Origin of the sequence: Mucilaginibacter dorajii (genome assembly GCF_024808255.1) — a bacterium.
GTDB lineage: Bacteria > Bacteroidota > Bacteroidia > Sphingobacteriales > Sphingobacteriaceae > Mucilaginibacter > Mucilaginibacter dorajii.
Window position 1 is genome coordinate 25,683 of the sequence record NZ_JANTYS010000016.1, and the last position, 16,526, is coordinate 42,208.

At 42.1% G+C, this 16,526-nt stretch carries 11 protein-coding genes; 4 read left to right on the forward strand and 7 right to left on the reverse strand.

Annotated features, from left to right (window positions below; genetic code table 11):
- Positions 1–212: 212 nt before the first annotated feature.
- Complete coding sequence (locus FHS10_RS20125) at positions 213–593, forward strand: RNA recognition motif domain-containing protein (protein WP_259093972.1); 381 nt, start codon at positions 213–215, stop codon at positions 591–593.
- Between the two features lie 413 nt (positions 594–1,006).
- Entirely contained in the window at positions 1,007–3,406 is a 2,400-nt protein-coding gene (locus FHS10_RS20130; RefSeq protein ID WP_259093975.1) for a glycoside hydrolase family 127 protein, read from the forward strand.
- Positions 3,407–3,544: 138 nt separating this feature from the next.
- On the opposite strand, the gene FHS10_RS20135 is transcribed toward FHS10_RS20130, so the two are convergent.
- Both FHS10_RS20135 and FHS10_RS20140 read right to left on the reverse strand, forming a co-directional pair.
- Positions 3,545–6,115, reverse strand: a complete 2,571-nt coding sequence (locus FHS10_RS20135) for a BamA/TamA family outer membrane protein (protein ID WP_259093976.1) — start codon at positions 6,113–6,115, stop codon at positions 3,545–3,547.
- Between the two features lie 60 nt (positions 6,116–6,175).
- A complete protein-coding gene (locus tag FHS10_RS20140; RefSeq protein ID WP_310504197.1) occupies positions 6,176–6,808 on the reverse strand; it encodes a Pycsar system effector family protein in 633 nt (210 codons plus the stop codon).
- A gap of 470 nt (positions 6,809–7,278) precedes the next feature.
- Here FHS10_RS20140 and FHS10_RS20145 point away from each other — a divergent pair, with 470 nt between their 5' ends.
- Complete coding sequence (locus FHS10_RS20145) at positions 7,279–8,508, forward strand: cytochrome c3 family protein (protein ID WP_259093978.1); 1,230 nt, start codon at positions 7,279–7,281, stop codon at positions 8,506–8,508.
- 15 nt (positions 8,509–8,523) lie between these two features.
- On the opposite strand, the gene FHS10_RS20150 is transcribed toward FHS10_RS20145, so the two are convergent.
- The gene (locus FHS10_RS20150; protein ID WP_259093980.1) at positions 8,524–8,793 is read right to left on the reverse strand and encodes a Txe/YoeB family addiction module toxin; all 270 of its coding nucleotides are present in this window, start codon (positions 8,791–8,793) and stop codon (positions 8,524–8,526) included.
- Positions 8,784–8,981 carry a DUF2683 family protein gene (locus tag FHS10_RS20155; RefSeq protein WP_259093981.1) on the reverse strand — a complete coding sequence of 66 codons (198 nt, stop codon included), beginning with the start codon at positions 8,979–8,981 and terminating at the stop codon, positions 8,784–8,786. The genes FHS10_RS20150 and FHS10_RS20155 overlap by 10 nt, the downstream gene beginning before the upstream one ends.
- Positions 8,982–9,242: 261 nt before the next feature.
- Between FHS10_RS20155 and FHS10_RS20160 the strand changes: the two genes are divergently transcribed.
- A complete protein-coding gene (locus FHS10_RS20160; RefSeq protein ID WP_259093983.1) occupies positions 9,243–10,322 on the forward strand; it encodes an AI-2E family transporter in 1,080 nt (359 codons plus the stop codon).
- Positions 10,323–10,499: 177 nt separating this feature from the next.
- Here FHS10_RS20160 and FHS10_RS20165 read toward each other — a convergent pair whose 3' ends face one another.
- The 3 genes from FHS10_RS20165 to FHS10_RS20175 all read right to left on the reverse strand — a co-directional run bounded on the left by FHS10_RS20165 (position 10,500) and on the right by FHS10_RS20175 (position 16,510).
- Positions 10,500–12,857 (reverse strand): ABC transporter permease, encoded by a 2,358-nt coding sequence (locus tag FHS10_RS20165; RefSeq protein WP_259093985.1) that lies wholly within the window; start codon positions 12,855–12,857, stop codon positions 10,500–10,502.
- 190 nt (positions 12,858–13,047) lie between these two features.
- Entirely contained in the window at positions 13,048–14,784 is a 1,737-nt protein-coding gene (locus FHS10_RS20170) for a phospho-sugar mutase (protein ID WP_259093987.1), read from the reverse strand.
- A 529-nt stretch (positions 14,785–15,313) separates the two neighbouring features.
- Positions 15,314–16,510, reverse strand: coding sequence for a threonine synthase (locus FHS10_RS20175; protein ID WP_259093988.1), 1,197 nt, complete (start codon positions 16,508–16,510; stop codon positions 15,314–15,316).
- Between the last annotated feature and the right edge of the window lie 16 nt (positions 16,511–16,526).

The following is a 16,526-nucleotide window of genomic DNA, read 5'->3' on the forward strand; positions in this document are numbered from 1 at the left end:
TGTTGCGTAAAGCCTAAAAATAGGCTTAATTTTAATAATCAGCTTCAAATAAAGCCACAGATTGTATTTTTTATGTGTAACTTTATTTATGTGATAGAAGATAGGATCTTTTATCGTATGATTGCCAAAAAAACCTGTAAATTTTATTGGGTATAGCAAAACGAAAATCGTATCCGTTGGTTTACAATAAAAAAAATAGAACAAGATTTATAATGGTGAAATTATTTGTCGGGGGATTCCCTTTGGACATGACCGAACTGGACCTGGTTAAAATGGTGAACTTGCATGGTGAAGTAAGCACCATTAAAATTGTGCGCGATAAAAAGACAAGAATATGTAAAGGCTATGCCTTCCTGGAAATGAAAGACCGTGAAGGTGCCGAAAATACCGTAATAGCATTGGATGGTACTCCTATGGGTGATAGGGTTTTAAACGTTAAAATAAACGAAGAAACCTATGTTAAACAAGCACCACCACGCAAAAACTTTGGCTATAACAATAATAGCAATAGCAGCTTTAAAAGACCATCATCGCCATCCTCGTCCGCATCATCAGAGCAGGCAAGGGCAAAAAGGCCAAGAAGGGCTATCTGATGGTAATCACAGATGCGGGGTAACACATCTATGATTGCCTGACTCCTCCTCTCCTGTCCTACTTCTACCGTGTACCCACATTTTTTTATTAAAGAAAAATGTCATTTCGAACGAACCTGTGGGGATTTGTGCGCCGGAGGTGAGGAGAAATCTTGTAAAAGCGGGCATTCGACCATGCAAGGCGTATAAGATTTCTCCTCGCACCCCGCTTTTCCCCGCACTTGCTCGTTCGAAATGACAACTCTTTTTGTCGTGGCCAAAAGTTTAACAAGATGTAGGTACACGGCAGCCTCCTCCCAGGCGCATCAACATCAAAAAAACCTGTTAATATCCGACTATCAACTGCAAGATATGGCATATAATTTTTGCTTATTACATGGTACTTTTATGTTTTGATAATTTAAAAGTATTTCATGGCCAGTTTAATCAAAGTTTCGGCGCTGTTTTCCATATCCCTTGGTTTTTGCACTGCTGTATTTGCCCAGCAAAAGGATTACCCAATTCAGCCGGTAGCGTTTACCAGCGTAAAAGTCACCGATAGTTTTTGGCAACCCAAAATGGAGGTTAATGCCAATGTAACCATTCCTTACGTGCTTGCACAGTGCAAAAAGAATGGCCGCATGGATAACTTTTTACGGGCTGCAAAACAATTAGATGGCGATAAACTGAGCGAATTCCCTTTTGATGATACCGATGTATATAAAGCTATAGAAGGCGCATCCTATTCCATGCAAAACAAAAAGAACCCAAAGCTGGATAGATATATTGATACACTCATTAACATTATTGGCGCGGCACAGGAACCCGACGGTTACCTGTACACCTTCCGTACCGTTAATGCTAAAAAACCACATGAATGGATTGGCGACAAACGCTGGGTGAATGAGGAAGTACTAAGTCACGAATTGTATGATTGCGGCCATTTGTATGAAGCAGCTGTTGCACATTATCAGGCTACAGGTAAACGCACGCTGCTCAACATCGCCATAAAAAATGCCGATTTGCTGGTAAAAACCTTCGGACCAGGTAAAATAGAAGAATATCCCGGTCACCAGATTGTGGAGATAGGCCTGTCAAAAATGTACCGGGTTACGGGCAATAAGCAATACCTTGACCTGGCCAAATTCTTTTTAGACGTACGCGGCCCTAAAGGCGAGGCTTACAACCAGGCCGATAAAAAAGTGGTTGACCAGCACCAGGCCGAAGGGCATGCTGTACGCGCGGCCTATATGTATACCGGCATGGCCGATATTGCCGCCTTAACCGGCGACACCAAATACCTTAGCGCTATTGACGATATCTGGGGCGATGTAGTCAACAAAAAGCTATACATAACCGGCGGTATTGGCGCAACCGGTAACGGTGAAGCCTTTGGCGATGCTTACCAGTTACCCAACATGTCGGCCTATGCCGAAACCTGCGCGGCTATTGGTAATGTGTACTGGAACAGCCGGATGTTTTTACTGCACGGCGATTCGAAGTACATAGATGTATTGGAACGCACTTTATATAACGGCTTGTTATCGGGAGTTTCTTTGAGTGGCAATCGTTTCTTTTACCCTAACCCGCTGGCTTCCATGAACCAGCACCAGCGCAGTGCCTGGATCAGCTGTGCCTGCTGTATCAGCAACATGACCCGCTTTTTGCCTTCACTACCCGGCTATGTATATGCCAAAAACAAAAACGACCTGTATGTTAACCTCTTTATGAGCAATAGCAGCAATATTAAATTGGCATTGGGTAATGTAAATATTGTTCAGGCAACTGATTACCCGTGGAAAGGTAAAGTTGACATTACCGTTAACCCTACTAAAACAGCCACTTTCACCTTAAGGGTACGCATTCCAGGCTGGGCGAAGCAACAGCCGGTCCCCGGCGATCTTTATACATTTATGGATAAAAACCCTTTACCTGTTATGTTATTGATTAATGGTAAAGCCACATCCTTTGTAACCGAAAAAGGCTATGCAGTAGTTAAGCGCAACTGGAAAAAAGGCGACAAGGTTACCCTGAACCTCCCTATGGAAACAGAAAAAGTTTTAGCCAACAACCAGGTTAAGGATGACCGCAGCCGCTTTGCATTTGAACGCGGACCAATAGTTTATTGTTTGGAAGGACCAGATAACCGGGACAGCCTGGTTCAAAATATTATGGTTGATAAAAACGCCATAGCCAATGCCAATTACCAGGCCGACCTGCTAAATGGTGTGGATGTGATTAGTACCGAAGGCAAGGGCACCAAAAGACAATTAAACAGTGATGCCCTTGCCGAAACCAATCAGAAGGTAAAGGCTATACCATACTATGCCTGGGCTAACCGCGGCCCCAGCGAAATGACCGTTTGGATTCCTTATGAAGCTTCGGCATCAAGGCCGCAGCCGGCGCCCACTATTGCCAGTACCAGTAAAGTAAGCTCATCTTTAAAAAACAAAAAGATGTTTGCCTCAATCAAAGATCAATATGAGCCATCCAGCTCGGCAGATAACAGCTACCCTTTCCTGCACTGGTGGCCAGCAAAAGATACCAGCGAATATGTTCAATACGATTTTGACTCGGCCCACACCGTAAGCGAATCAAAAGTTTACTGGTTTGATGATGGTCCATGGGGCGGTTGCCGTATCCCGGTATCGTACCAGGTATTTTATAAAAAGGATGATCAGTGGCTACCGGTAAAAAACACAACGCCATATACCATTAGTAAAGACAGTTTTAACACAGTAACCTTTGAGCCGGTAAATACAACAGCATTAAAAATGGTTATACAATTGCCAACGGACAACTCTGCGGGGATTCACGAATGGGCTGTTAAATAGCTTTTAGGGGCTTCTCTTTTTTAATAGTTCTGTGAATTATCAATATTAGGATGCCCCTTGCTAAGTGGTACTGTATGTACACATCATTTTGAATGATACCCTTAAAGAAAAACTTTGTTATTTCGAACGAATAAGCTATTAAAACCTAAAATTAAAAGCGATATAAGGGTACCACCCTTCGTCTGAGTGAGCGGCTAAAACCTGCAACACTGTTAAACTGGCCGGCGCAAAGTAAAGGCCGCCACCTATACCCTGGTGAATTTTATCTGAATGCTCATCGCTTACCCAAACCCGGCCTACATCATAAAAGCCGCTTAGGCCCAACTGGCCAGGCAAAATGTATCCGGGAATGTTAGCCAGCTTTACCCTACCCTGCAGGTTATTATAAATCATGTGTTGCCCTGCAAAACGGTTCTTTAAAAAGCCTAACAAGTTGCCCTGTCCGCCCAAAAACATCGACTGGTAAAACGCCGGGCTGCCCAGACTTATACCGCCGCCAATCCTATCAGAAAAAACAACTTTTGAACTGGTATCGGTTCTTAAATAATAGGTAAACTCGGTTTTAATTTGCGCGTAAGAGCGCGAATAAGTGTTAAGTCCTTTATAACCCGTTACGTTCAAATCAAAATAAAAGCCTTTTGATGGGAATAGATCACTATTTCTTTTGTTACTTACATAATGGGCCATCAACCCTAAATGGGCTTTACTTTGATTTGTAGTAAGACTATCATATGAATTGATAAGCGAGGTTTGTTTAATAAAACGGCCAACATTGTCATTAACATTCATGCGATAGTATTGAAATGAAGGACCAAAACTAAACGTACTGCCTTTACCGGTATGCCAGCGCAACGCGGGATCAAAGTTATAGGTATCAAACCTTGCCCGGTAAAACTTATGGAAATCGCCGGTTTTATCAAGCACCGTTTCGTTGCCACGGCCAAAAAAGTTCATGGTATTATCCGGAGCCTCTACCAGGGTATGAATGGTAATATCGGCCTTTCCAATAGCTTCAATCCATTCAGCGTCATAATTAATACGGAATGCCTCGGTGCCAAATGAGTGGGTTAACATCAATTGTTGTACGGTAGAATATGGTTTTTTCCTGAAACCATCGTAGCCTGTGTACTTAAACCCGAGGCCCAATAAAAAACCGTCATCGGCATTAATAGCGCCGTTGGCCAAAGGCATCCATTTGTTATAAAGGTTGGTAGGCTGAAAAATGCTATTTGCCGTATCGCGCGATAGGTGCCTGCTCAAGCTGTTCAAATTGCCTGTGAAGCTGGTGCTATCCTTAGGCCCATAAACCTGTACTTTATTAATTGATTGTTTTACTGTAAAAGTTTTGACATCGGTACTATCAACAATGCGCAGTTTTATTGGCGATGTGCCGTTATCAATGATCACCTTATCGTTACCGGCAGCGGTATATAACCGAATTTCCTTAGTGATATCGGGCTTGTAGGTCATATCCATAAATACGCCTTTGGTTTGCCCGTCTTTATTCAGTTTCTCTATCAGGATGCGTAAACCTTTATCGGGGGTACCAGTTATGGTAAATTGCTCATCTTTATCTGTAGCATGCAAATCAACTATCCGGCTGATGAAGTAATAATACTCAGACATAGCCGCCGGGATTTTATCCCTGCGTTTTTTCAGCTTGGCCAATAATTCGGCACCACGAAAATTGTAGTTCTCCTTGGGTAACCTTCTCAATCCGGCTTCTAACACTTCATCTGTTTCGGCTTTAACAAAATCGTTGGCGGCCTTCATCCAGTCCTCATAGCTTATTTGAGCGTCAGGAAAAGCCTTCATAAAGCGGGTTTTAAATATAGACCATTTTATACGGGGGATATCGCCTTCAAAATTTTCAAGTAAGGGATCAAGCCATGGCAACGAAGCTATTGAGGGTAATATACCTTCTGTAACGTGAAATACCTGGTCGCGATCACGCGGAACGGCCACATACATGCGGGCTTTACCATCTTTGGTTACCGCCCAGCGCCATTGATCTTCATGGCGGTCCCAATCGCCCATAAGCAGGTCAAGCATCCGGGCACGCAAAAACAGCATACCATCTTCCCTGTTATCGTAGCTTTTGATTAGCTCACGCTCCATTTTTAAGGTGTTATCAGATTCGCCTATGGGTTCGCGTTCTTCAAGCAGGCATATCAGGTTAGTAAACTTTTTACTAAACTGACCCAACGCGGGATCTGCCGCTACAACGCCAATAATTGGATTGGCATGCGGTACACGGGCTGCATCTGCCAAAGGAGGCACTATTAAGGCCGAGTACGGGTGCTGGCCGCTAAACTCGTCGCCTATCCAATCAATGGCGAAGGTGCCGCGTAAGGTTTCGGGCAATAGCTTGTCTGGGATTTTCTCTACACTGCGCAAAACCCATTCTTTGCCATTTTTATCCTGTAACCTTAACGATTTGGATTCCATACCACCACCCTCTTTTACGGGCGTTAATCCGCCGTAAATTTGCGATAGTTTAATAACAGGCAACTTTACCGGCATAGCCCATTCTTTACGATAGTTTTCGCCAAACAGGGTACGGTGAATTTTGCTTACATCATTATATGACTCATGCACTTTTACAACTATGCTATCCTGTATCCCGGCAGGCAGGGCACCGGTAGTTTGTGCACCCGCTAATCCTGCGCGACAAAGCAATAGCAACAATGGGGTAAATTTTTTGATCATAGCAGTAGTGTATATTTGTAACCAGGCTTTTCAAATCCGGGCTTTATATTATTTAACCCCTTAAGATTTAAGAACTGGCAGCGTTCTTTTTATAACGGGCACGGCAGGTGCCTTATGAAGAACAGATGCGATAATGAACGCCAAAACAGCCACAATTAACCCGAACATAAATATATTATAAGCCAGCCTTAGCAACTGGTACTTTTTACCCAGTACAGCGCCCTGCCCATAAACATCCCGTATCAATGTTTGGTAAAGAAACTCGGTATCGCCCATTACCAAGCCCATACCTCTTGCATAATCATTAAGGCTCATTTTATAAAAATTCCCAAAAAACAACAGGTTCACATTTTTTTGTTCCAGGTTAGCTTCGGTAAATGTGCCATTGGGTATAGTAGGCCGTGTAGCCAGGATAGCTACCACAATGGAAGCCACGCAAATAGATAACAAGATAACTGTAGGGATAATTAAAAACCTGTCTTCATCAAGCTTCCTGAGCAACAGACTAATTATGGCTGACAAGATAATGGAGTTAACCGTAATGAGGATGTGTGATTTTTTATCAGCCATATCGCTCAGACGCTGATTATTGGAAGAGGTGATCCTGAACATGGTTTCAATACCTTTTTCAGGTCGCTCTGTATTCTTTTCAGATGCCTCGGTTTTTTCTTTCGACGGGTGTTTTTTACTCATGGACCGACTGGTATTAATTGTGCTGGTTTGTATTTAAACTAAGGTTAGTTACGCGTTAACGCAGTTGTTACCAATGTAACCTATTAAATTTCAGAAATAACGATCATTTAATTACCATATGTGAGACAAAATACATACCACACATACAATATATTGATTTACAGTAAAATATCACATACCCGGACGAATTTTAAAAACGATATATCGTTAATTCATCTTTATTTAGCGAAATAGGACAAATGCGGTTTAAATTTACAAGGATTATGGCTGATTGTAAAGCCAAGAAGGTAAACTTTCTGTACATATCGCTTAAAAGTGTATCCCAAGGCGCGTCTTTGCCACTACGTTTACTCTCTCATTCAACAATCTGCGAATCTCGGCCTAACCTTTTGTTTGCTTTATATGAATATTAAGCTAAATTGTGACTGATTTATAAACCTACCGTTTAAACCGATATTGCTATAACACCTATGCTTAAAAAAAGAACACTTTTTTTAGTTTTAACCGCTCTTATACCGCTAACTTTTATTTTAACGCAGTGCTTTAGCAGTAATCCGCCAGATCCGCGCGGCGAGGTTTATGCGGGCTCGGCGAGCTGTGTAAAATGCCATAGTACCGAGTATAATTCCTATATCCACACCGCGCACTTTAAAACATCGCGACCGGCATCGTTACAAACCATTAGTGGCAGTTTTGCCAAAGGTTTAAACGCGTTAGATTATGGTTACGGCCTTAAAGTAGTGATGGAAAAACGAGGCGATAGCCTGTACCAGGTGGCTTATCAAAATGGCAAACAAACAGAAGCGGCCCCATTTAACATTTCCATAGGCGGCGTTAAAGCCGAGACCTATTTATATTGGAAAGGCAAACAGTTATACGAGCTACCTGTATCGTACTTTAACACGATACACAGCTGGGCAAACAGCCCGGGGTATATCCCGGATAGGGTTAATTTTAACCGCCCTATTTTAAGAAAATGCCTGGAGTGCCACACATCGTACATTGGCGAATTGCCGCCCGATAGCAAAGAATTGGGATTTGAGAAAGCCACCCTGATAGCGGGTATTGATTGCGAACGCTGCCACGGCCCGGCTGCCAATCACGTAAATTTCCATACCGATAACCCGGATGAAAAAAAGGCCAGGTATATAACTACCTACAACTCATTAACGCGGTCGCAAAAAATGGATGCCTGCGCGGTATGCCACTCGGGTAATAAGATGGTACCGCAACGATCTACCTTTGATTTTCAGATGGGCGATACACTGAACAAGTTTGTAGGCGGCTCGTTTGAAAACACTACTATCCCCCCTACGCTTGATGTTCATGGCAACCAAAACGCTTTGCTGGCATCAAGTAAATGTTATATGATGAGCCAGATGGATTGCGGTACCTGCCATAACCCACATGTTAACCAAGAACAAAATTTAGCCATGTTCACGCAAAAATGCCTCAATTGCCATAGCGAAGCCAAACATAATTTTTGTAGCCTTGCCCCTAAACTTGGTGCGGCAATTAAAACTAACTGCATTAACTGCCATATGCCAAACAAGGCGTCGCATGTAATTAGTTTAACGGCATTTAACAGTAAAATGAATCCGCCATATGAAGTTCGCACACATCACATCGGCATTTATCCCGTGGAAACTGAAAAAATCATGGCGTTTATAAATGGGAAGGCCGGGAAAATAAAGGAGTGATGACCGAAAGATTCCTTAATAGTGACCTTTCAATGAAAGTATGTCAAGAATAGTAAGTTGATCTTGCTCATTTATCTCGTATACTAAACGATGTTCCTGCGTTATCCGCCTTGACCAGGCACCGGATAAGTTGTGTTTTAATTGTTCAGGTTTTCCAATTCCCTCATAAGGGTTTTCCTGAATAGCGATAATCAGTTTTTCAATTTTCTTTTGGATGGTTTGATTGCCCGATTTTCTCCAATGCTTTAAATCGTCAAGAGCTCTTGGGCTAAAAACTATTTCCACAGATCTTCAATTGCTATTTTCACACCCTTACCGTTTTTAATATCCTCGCGGCCTTGCAAAATTTTTTCAACAAACTCAGGATCGTATGGACTTTTTGCAGATGTAAAATCGATCTTCATCGCTTTTATAAAGGCTTTTAAAGCGGTTAATTGTTCTTTAGTCTTGGGTTGTACAATTAGCGTTTCCATTGTACAAAAATACTATAAAGCAATCTAATAAATATACCCGTTAAGCAATATTATAATCAGACAGCAGTCAACCAGATGTATATGCACTTGTATTATCTCAAAGATCGATTTTTGGGACTTACAAGAATAAAATAAGAGCATAATCCTATTTTTACCAAACCACACAGCGTGAAATTATTATTAAGCCGACATTTTGCTATTGTTAAAACTTTTGCGCCTGTTTTTTGTCCCCTATCTAAACCCTTTTCATTTAAATAGGATATGACCCCGCAAAATAACCTGTCTTCAGAAAAAAACATCCAAAAGGAACTCACGTATATTCAAAAGGTGTGGCATACCGTTGCCATTGTAGCGCTGCTAGTAGTAGTGATCCTGATTGCGCGCGTTGCGTTCAATGTATTGCTAATGGTGTTGGCTGGTGTACTGGTTTCGGTTTATTTTCATGGTTTGGGTGATATCATCCAACGCAAAACAAACTGGAGAAGGCGAATTTGTATGATCATATCGGTTGGCGGCACTTTCATTATACTTGTGTCCCTCTTTTGGCTGATGGGTGCCACAATATCTAAACAGATTGCTGTTTTAAGTGATACATTGCCACATACCATCAACACGGCCAAAGCAAAACTGGGCGAAACGCCTATAGGGCAAAAGATCCTTGACTATTTATCTGACGACAATTCAGATACTTTGATGACCACCGCCAAATCTTTTTTCAATACCAGTTTTGGCGTATTGGGCGATATATATATCATCCTGTTCCTGGCCATATTTTTTACCAGTAACCCCAATTTGTATAAAGATGGCATGATCAAGCTTTTTCCCGAAAGTCGTAAACCGCTTGCTCACCAGGTTATAGATAGAATAAGCCACGCGCTTAAAGGCTGGTTAAAAGGGATGATGTTATCCATGGTACTGGTGTTTATCCTGCTCTCTATAGGTTTAGGCATTATGAGCATCCCCGTTGCATTGGTGCTTGCCTTATTAACCGGCTTATTAAAGCTGATCCCAAACTTTGGCTCGCTTGCCGCCATGATCCCCGGGGTGTTGCTGGCACTCACCATCAGTACTAACACGGCTATAATTGTGGCTTTAATATATATCGTAACCCAAACGGTGGTAAGTAACATTGTAACACCTATCATTCAAAATAAAATGATCAACCTGCCCCCTGCCTTAACTATTTTGGCGCAGGTGTTAATGGGTACATTATCGGGGGTACTGGGTATTATCCTGGCGGTGCCCTTGCTGGCTATTGTAATGATATTAGTTGATGAGTTGTACGTTAAAAAACTTAGCGAAACCGATATTGTTATTGTACCCGAAAGAAGCCAGCCTTAAATAGCGTTCAAAATAAATCAGCAAAATTCCCCAAACCTGACAAGACCAATAAACTAATGAACCATTGAACTAATGAACCAAAAAGAAAAGCGTTCCGTATCTCACCCCGGAACGCGTGGTTATTAATCAACTAAATCCAAATTTCTCACGTTTGGAATATTTTTAAGTACAAAGCTTTTATTCGGCCTGGATACTTTTAACAGGGTTAGCAATAGCGGCTTTGATGGATTGAAAACTTACTGTTAATATGGCTATCACTATGGCTATTAAACCAGCCATTACAAATGTGAGCCAGCCAATATCTATCCGATAGGTAAAATCCTGCAGCCATTTGTGCATGGCGTAATAGGCAAATGGTGTGGCAATCACAATTGCTATCAACACCAGGGCTACAAATTCGCGGGTAAGCATTTGGGTAATGCCGGCTACACTTGCCCCCAGCACTTTGCGGATACCGATTTCTTTTGCCCTGTTTTCGGCCATATAGGCAGCCAACCCAAACAGGCCAAGGCATGATATAAAAATGGTAAGGCCGGCAAATACGAATGATAATGAACCTGTTTGCTGCTGATCATTAAATTTTTTACCAAATTCATGGTCAACAAATTCATAGCTAAATGGATAGGCTGCATTGTATTTCTTAAAGACCTTTGCAGCTAACTCAAGATTTTTAGCCGTGTTGTTTTTTTCGTTTAAGCGAATAACCATGTTATAGGCCCAATATTTGGATGCCAAAACCACCATCGGGTCAACATTTGCATAAGGCGATCTGATGATGAAATCTTTAAACACCCCCACAATCTGTAGCCGTTCGTTACCCCTGATCATGAATTTACCAATTGGGTCTTTTAACTTCATTGCTTTAACGGCGGTTTCGTTCAGCAAAACAGATGTACTATCGCCGGGGAAAGCATTAAAATCAACGTCGCGGCCTGCTATTAGCTTCAGCCCCATTGTTTTTACAAAATCGCCGGCTGTGCCCAGTCTTGAAAATCCCATCTTATCCTGGTTGGCGTCTGTACCATCCCATTTAAAACCATCAGTACGACTGCCTTCGATTGTTATAGTATAACCCGTTTTACTCATGGCGGTAACAGCACCACTATTGATCAGGTCGTTTTTGATCAGGTCGTAGTTTTTACTGATGTCGCCTTCCATGGGCACTTCCACCAGGTTACTTTGTTTATAACCAATATCGCGGCTTTGCGCAAACTTTATCTGCCTGTAAACAACGATGGTTGCTATCACCAATACAATAGCTACCGTAAATTGAAGCACAACCAATACTTTACGCGGACTGATCAGTTTTTGCGCATCCTTAAAGGTCCCTTTTAAAACCTTAACCGGCTTAAAACCCGAAAGGAAAAATGCGGGGTAGCTACCTGCAAGCAAACCAACCACTACAATAAAACCAAAAAAGGCAGCTAAAAATACCGGATCGATAAAATTAATAACCAATACTTTGCCGGTTAACTGGTTAAATGCAGGTAAACAAAGCGTTACCAATAACAAAGACACCATACCCGCTATAAAGGTTATCAATATGGATTCACTTAAAAACTGACCTATCAGGTTTAACCTGCCCGCGCCAATTACTTTGCGCACACCTACCTCTCTTGCCCTTTTCTGGCTGCGCGCTGTACTCAGGTTCATAAAATTGATGCAGGCTATCAGCAATAATATACCGGCAATACCTAACAGCAGGTGAACAATCTCAATACGACCACCCACAACTTTTCCGTTTTCAAAAGTTGAATATAAACGCCATTGGGTCATGGGATGTAAAAAAACCTCTAATCCCGATTTTGGATCATGTGATTTTGCCAGGTTCTTTATTTTATCGGCAAATTTGTTAATATCCACATTAGGCTGCAACTGCACATAAGTATTATAACTATTATCGCCCCAGGAACCATTGGTATAAGTATTTTCGTTTGCAGCAAGAGATACCAGGTATTCAAAATCAAATGTGGTATTATTAGGTAAATCATTTAAAACACCTGTTACTTTATAACTTGTTTTATTCTCCAGCTTGATGAACTTATTCATCGGGTCGGCATTGCCGAATATTTTACTGGCCAGGTGTTTGGTGATTACAATATCGGTCACGCCATCCAAAGCATGCTCTGGGTTCCCCTGCAAAAATGAAAAACTGAACATGGTTAAAAAACCCTTATCAACATCGTTTCCTTTGGCTTTTACAGAATTATCTCCAAAATTAAAGAGGCGATCAATGCTCCAATACTGCCGGGCGTAATTTTTAACCTCCGGAAATTCCTCTTTTAAGGTTTTGCCCATGGGCGATGAAGTAACATCAAACGTATACACGTTCGTACCATCAGTTCCCCGGTTCCAAACTTTATAAAGTGAGCTCTTATTTTTTTGAAAATCTTCAAAACTGTATTCGTTTTGTACCCAGGCCCAAATAAGTATGGCACCTGCCATACCAACAGCAAGGCCGGTAATGTTTATAAACGAAAATCCTTTTTTGTTTATAAGGTTTCGCCAGGCGATTTTGAAATAGTTTTTGATCATGGTAGTTTTAATCTTAATAACATCTCTTACAAGTTCGTGCCAAATAACTAAACAATTAATATTCAATATATTAAATAACAACCACAACAATTAATCGTTCGAAAACGGACAGCAATTGTGCGCACCCGTTACAACAAAAAATCCCGAACAAAGTGCCCGGGATAGTTTTGTATGATATATACGATTTGAGTTATACACCCAGGTCCTGCATAATGGCATCAATTTTTGCATCAAGCTGTTTACCGGTTTCAGCATAAGCCTCTTTACTGGCTAATTTGCCGTTTACGCTGCAATAAAATTTGATCTTAGGTTCGGTACCTGACGGACGGGCAGAAATAATGCTACCGTCCTCGGTAATAAACTGCAACACATCTGATGTTGGCAATTCAATAGCTTTGGTTGTATTGCTATTCAGATCAGTTTCTACCCGGAACTCGTAATCCTTCAGGGTAACAACTTTTGATCCGCCTAAAGTAGCCGGTGGGTTTTTCCTGAATGTTTCCATCATCGCTTTAATCTCTTCGGCACCGGTTTTACCTTTTTTGGTGATAGAGATCAGTTTTTCTTTGTAGAAACCATATTGTACATAAGTATCTAATAAAGCCTCAAACAGGCTGCTGCCTTTGTCTTTGTAATAAGCGGTCATTTCGGCAATGAACGCGCTTGATACCACGGCATCTTTATCACGTACCAGTTCGCCAATTAAATAACCATAGCTTTCTTCGCCGCCGCCAATAAAGGTTTGCTTGCCTTCAAAATGGGTCATCAGTTCGCCAATATATTTAAAGCCGGTTAGGGTGTTATAGCAGGTTACGTTTTTAGCTGCCGCAATGGCATCTATCAGGTTGGATGTTACAATGGTTTTAACAATGTACTCGTTACCAGTAAGCTTGCCTTTATCTTCCCATGCGCTAAGCAGGTAATTGATGAGCATACAGCCAGTTTGGTTACCATTAAGCAGAATAAACTCATTGTCGGTATTTTTAACGGCGATGCCCACACGGTCGGCATCCGGGTCGGTTGCTAAAACCAGGTCGGCGTCAACTTCCTGCGCTTTTTTAAGGGCCAGGGTTAAGGCTTCTTTTTCCTCGGGGTTTGGATATACTACCGTTGGAAAATTGCCATCGGGTGTAGTTTGTTCATCAACCAATATCACGTTTTCAAAGCCAAAACGCTCCAAAGCCTGGGGTACCAATGTAATACCAGTGCCGTGGATTGGCGAAAAAACGATCTTAAGATCTTTTTGACGATGAATAGCCTCGGGCGAAATAGACAGTTTAGTGATCCCGGCTAAATAAAGCTCGTCAACTTCTTCGCCTATTTCTTCAATATTAGCATCAACGCGGGTAAATTTAATATCATCTACACTGGCTACCTTGGCAACCTCGTCCATAACAGCCTTATCATGTGGTGCCACAAACTGGCCACCATCGGCACCGTAAGCTTTATACCCATTATACTCTTTGGGATTGTGCGACGCGGTAAGCATTACCCCACTTTTGCAACCGAAGTGGCGCACAGCAAAAGAAAGCTCAGGTGTAGGGCGTAAAGCCTTAAAGAAATAAACATGGATATCGTTGGCCGAAAAAACCTCGGCAGTAATGTTGGAGAACAGATCGGCATTATTGCGGCTATCGTGTGCTATAGCTACTTTAATTTTTTCGCCGGGATATGTTTTTTTAAGATAGTTGGCAAGCCCCTGAGTGGCAGCACCTATAGTATATTTATTAATACGATTTGAACCTGGGCCCATTATTCCACGCAAGCCGCCGGTACCAAATTCAAGATCGCGGTAAAATGAGTCGGTTAACTCGGTATATGCTTTGGCATCAAGCAATGCCTGAATTTCTTTTTTTACATCAGCATCGTAGTTGCCTTCGAGCCAGGTATTTACTTTTTGAAGAATGGATGGGTCTAACTCCTGCATTGGTATAATTTTTAAAAGATAGTTTGGTTAACGGTTATGCAACAAATATGAAAATAAAATGTGTTTAATTGTGTGCAGAAAAGAACAATATAGTGTGAAAAAATTTCACACTATATTCAATAAACTTACAATTTTCTATAACTCAGCATAATAAAGAATCGTCACTGCAATAAAATCGCGTTTAGCCTTCTACCTACATTCAACCCAGACGGGGTTTCTTAGCTCAATAGCGCTGGGTGATTTTCCCCTATTCCATACCGCCTTAAATTTAACATGAGTTCGATATAAGAATTCCCAAATGTCATTTCGACGAACGGCGGGTGGCTGAGTGGAGGGTGAGGAGAAACTACCTCTTGAGCGAAGCGAAAAATCTTATGCGACAGGCCACGTTTGCTTGTCGCTCGTATAAGATTTCTCTTTCGCACAACCGCTCAATCCCGCCCTTGCTCAATCGAAATGACATACTTTTCTTGATTTACGATAGCCATTTCTTACATCGAACTCACGTTAAATTTAACGACCTGCTCTTTCAGTCAACAACAATATTCTCCAGGTATTTATATCCGCTGCCGGTATTGATCATTAATACCTTTTCGCCGGCTTTTATCCATTGGGCGGCTTTTAGTTTTTTGAACGCCTGCCATAGCGCGGCTCCTTCGGGTGCTATCAGCATACCTTCGTATCGGGCTATTTCTTTTAGGGCAAGGCTCATTTGTTCATCGCTGATAGTAAGCGCTGTGCCCCTACTCTCGGTTATCACTTTCAGGATTTGTTTATCAGCGTATGGTTTGGGTACACGCAAGCCGTTGGCTATCGTAAAGCCGCCATCGGCAAATTCAGATACTGATAAACCGGCGTTAAACGCGGTTACAATACCGTTGCAGCTTTCGGATTGTACAGCTACCATGCGCGGGCGTTTGCTGCCTATCCAGCCTAAATGTTCCAATTCGTTAAAAGCCTTCCACATACCAATCAAACCGGTGCCGCCGCCTGTGGGATAAAGTATAACATCGGGTAGCTGCCAGTTAAATTGTTCGGCAATTTCGTAGCCCATTGTTTTTTTGCCTTCAAGCCTGTAAGGTTCTTTTAAAGTAGATACCTGGAACCAGCCGTGAAGCAGCGCCTGTTCGTTTACCAGCCGGCCGCAGTCACTGATGTTGCCATCAATCTCAACCAGGTCGGCACCATACAGGCGACATTCGTCTTTAAACACTTTGGGCGTTTGTTTGGGCATGTAAACGATGGCTTTGATCCCCGCCCTTGCAGCGTAAGCAGCCAAGGCACCACCCGCGTTACCCGCTGTAGGTGTAGCTATAGTATCAATACCTAATTCTTTTGCTTTTGACACAGCCGCGCTTAACCCTCTTGCTTTGAAAGAACCGGTTGGATTACCCGATTCATCTTTCCAAAATACCTCGTTGTCGCCGGTAAATTGTTTCAGGTTTTCAATCGGGATCATCGGTGTAAAACCTTCGCCAAGGGTAACAATGTTCTTTTCGTTAAAAACGGGCAAAAACTCCTTATACCGCCACATGGTTGCTGGGCGGCCCAGCAATGCAGACTTATCAGCAGCGGTATCTAAATTATAAGTGGCAAACAAAGTCGACTTACAATTATCATTACTGCAAACCGTATTTACAACATCAGCATTATGTACCGTGCCGCACTCGGGGCAGGTTAAATTTAATAACAGGCTTCCTGTTTCTGTTTCAATATCACTTATCATCAATATCTATACGCAT

Excerpts from the sequence above, each read along its gene's own strand:
- FHS10_RS20140 (WP_310504197.1), bottom strand. The coding sequence starts at position 6,808 with ATGAGTAAAAAACACCCGTCGAAAGAAAAAACCGAGGCATCTGAAAAG.
- FHS10_RS20165 (WP_259093985.1), bottom strand. The coding sequence starts at position 12,857 with ATGATCAAAAACTATTTCAAAATCGCCTGGCGAAACCTTATAAACAAA.
- FHS10_RS20125 (WP_259093972.1), top strand. The coding sequence starts at position 213 with ATGGTGAAATTATTTGTCGGGGGATTCCCTTTGGACATGACCGAACTG.
- FHS10_RS20135 (WP_259093976.1), bottom strand. The coding sequence starts at position 6,115 with ATGATCAAAAAATTTACCCCATTGTTGCTATTGCTTTGTCGCGCAGGA.
- FHS10_RS20130 (WP_259093975.1), top strand. The coding sequence starts at position 1,007 with ATGGCCAGTTTAATCAAAGTTTCGGCGCTGTTTTCCATATCCCTTGGT.
- FHS10_RS20175 (WP_259093988.1), bottom strand. The coding sequence starts at position 16,510 with ATGATAAGTGATATTGAAACAGAAACAGGAAGCCTGTTATTAAATTTA.
- FHS10_RS20155 (WP_259093981.1), bottom strand. The coding sequence starts at position 8,981 with ATGGAAACGCTAATTGTACAACCCAAGACTAAAGAACAATTAACCGCT.
- FHS10_RS20160 (WP_259093983.1), top strand. The coding sequence starts at position 9,243 with ATGACCCCGCAAAATAACCTGTCTTCAGAAAAAAACATCCAAAAGGAA.
- FHS10_RS20170 (WP_259093987.1), bottom strand. The coding sequence starts at position 14,784 with ATGCAGGAGTTAGACCCATCCATTCTTCAAAAAGTAAATACCTGGCTC.
- FHS10_RS20145 (WP_259093978.1), top strand. The coding sequence starts at position 7,279 with ATGCTTAAAAAAAGAACACTTTTTTTAGTTTTAACCGCTCTTATACCG.